Raw genomic sequence first — 2,236 nt, 5'->3', positions numbered from 1 at the left:
CGCTTTCCCCCCCCGCCGGGTTCTCAACCCAAAACCGGGGGCGGCGCCCTGGGGCCCCCCCCCCCCTTTTTATTGCCAGCCGCAGTGCCGCTGGCCGTAGTCGACGATCGGCACCAGCCAGTCCACCCAGGCTTGGTCGGCGCTCTCGACCCAGCCCGGGGTGATGGGCGGTTCGGCCACCACCAGGCAGAGGCTATCGGCGCCCCCGGTCTTCGGCGTAGCGGCGCAGCCACTCGCGGCGAGCAGCAGGGCTGAGAGAACGCAGCGCCTGGTCGTGCCGGACGATGTCCAGAACATGGGTCAGGGTCTCCTGGGTCTGCTGCGCGGCGACGCTGGCCTGGCCGGCCGCGAAGACGCGCCAGAGGATGAGCGCGACGGTGGCGGCGCCGAGCAGCGCCAGCGCCGCCCAGCGGCCGAGGCGGGAGCCGAGCAGGCCGGCGACGATCCCGATCAGGCCGAAGCGGTCATGGGCGAGCTTGTCCTTGCCGGTGAACGGCCCGGCGACGACATTGCTCAGCGTGTCCAGGAACAAGGCCGGCCTCCAAGGGCCATGTCGGCCCGCTTGTGTGTGCAACCGGAGAGATCGCGGGTGGCGGAACGCAGGCCTCACCCGAACAGGCGGTACGTCCAGCCGATCGTGCCGACCCAGCGCATCGAGCTGTCGTAGGTGCCGCCCCTCCGCTGGCTTTCGACGGCGTAGCGCAGGGCGTCGATGACGTGGTTCTCGCGGTCCTCGAGCCGCCGCTGCAGCTCGCCGGTGTGCGGGTCGGTCCGATAGCTGTACAGGGCCAGCTCGTCGATCAGATGCCGGCAGCGCGGATGCACCAGGATGTCGTGGCTCTGCAGGAAGGCGACGCCCTCCTCGACCGACCCCGCCCCCTTCGCCGCCGCCCGCAGGTTGCCGAAGCCGTGGCGCTGCAGGTAGTTGATCGTCTCCGGCCGGGCGCTGTCGGCGGTGATCGGCCATGACCGCGCCCCCGGGATGGTGTCGAACAGCGCCGGCGTCCTGTCGATCTCGCAGCCCACGGCATAGGCCTCGTGGTCCACGAACAGCGTCCGGCCGGTGATGAAGCAGCGCACCAGCACCGTCGGGTCGGTGCTGAAGCCCCAATCGGCGCCGAACAGGAACCGGGCATCGGCCGGCGTCTCGAACGCTTCGACCCGCCAGTTCTTGAACACTCGCGCCTCGCTGACCCGGCGATAGCCGCCCAGCCAGACATGCTGGTACTTGTCCGGGTCGCGCCGGCGGTCCCATTCCAGCTCCGCCTTCAGCACCTCCGGGAAATGCGGGTTCTCCGAGTATTTGGCCTCCACCAGCAGGGCGTCGGGCGGCAGCATGGGGCCGCGGAACAGCGCGTCGACCGGGTCGGTCGGCCGGGTCGGGTTCCAGGAGAACCACAGCTCCGATCCCGGCTTGCGGATGGTCGGGCGCAACAGGTCGAGGCTGCGGGCCGACAGCGACTGCGCCTCCTCGACCCAGGCGATGTCGTAGCCCTCCAGCGATTTGATGCTCTCGGCGGTGTGGTTCTGCATGCCCTGGAAGATGATCCGGCCGCCCGGCGTCAGGATCTGGGCCTGCTGCACCTTGAACCGGCTGCCGACGCCCAGCGCCAGGATCTTGTCCTCGATCAGCCGCTTGACCGACTGGTCGAGCGACCGCTGCACCTCGCGGATGCACACCGCTCGGGTCGGCCGCGCCAAGCAGCGCCGCACCAGCAGTTCGGCGAAGAAATGCGACTTGCCCGAGCCGCGGCCGCCATGGGCGCCCTTGTACCGGGCCGGCGGCAGCAGCTCGGCGAAGACGCCGTAATGCTCGGGCGGCGGATCGGAGACAGTGATCTCGATCGCGTCGGCCGGCAGGGCCTCGTCCTCCACGACCGGTCTCACCGGCTCGGGAAGGCCGAGCTTGCGGCGCAGCTCTTTGACTCGCTGACGTCGGCGCGGCTGGGTGGCGGGGATGTCGACTTTATCGGCCAGCTTCGGCAGCTGGCGCAGCACTCGGTCGCGGAGAGGCTCGCGCCTCTTCAACCGCTCCGCCGCCTCGAGGACGGCAAGAATCATGTCCGGATCGCGGAGCAGGACGGAGGCCCGCTGATTGGCGTATTTCGGAGCATAGCCGGCCCGGATCGCCGCCCGGCCGCCGTACCCATCGACGACATACTCGTCGGCGAATCTGAGTTGCTGATCGTTGCCCTTCATTCCGATCGCCCCCCGCTCCGGAACGAAAGCGCCCCCC

General features: G+C 69.9%; 2 protein-coding genes. Both read right to left on the bottom strand.

Translation table 11 applies throughout. The features are described from left to right. Positions 1-193: 193 nt before the first annotated feature. On the bottom strand, positions 194-532 hold the full coding sequence (locus AAHM41_RS39965) for a hypothetical protein (RefSeq protein WP_342242212.1): 339 nt from the start codon (positions 530-532) through the stop codon (positions 194-196). Between the two features lie 74 nt (positions 533-606). Next, positions 607-2,199: a PBSX family phage terminase large subunit gene (locus AAHM41_RS39960; RefSeq protein WP_342242211.1), complete on the bottom strand. Its 1,593-nt coding sequence runs from the start codon at positions 2,197-2,199 to the stop codon at positions 607-609. Positions 2,200-2,236: the final 37 nt, after the last annotated feature.

It is taken from the genome of Inquilinus sp. OTU3971 (genome assembly GCF_038440215.1).
The sequence above is the reverse complement of the archived record's forward strand: the minus strand, read 5'-3'. Positions and strand labels throughout refer to the sequence as shown.

Excerpts from the sequence above, each read along its gene's own strand:
- AAHM41_RS39960 (WP_342242211.1), bottom strand. The coding sequence starts at position 2,199 with ATGAAGGGCAACGATCAGCAACTCAGATTCGCCGACGAGTATGTCGTC.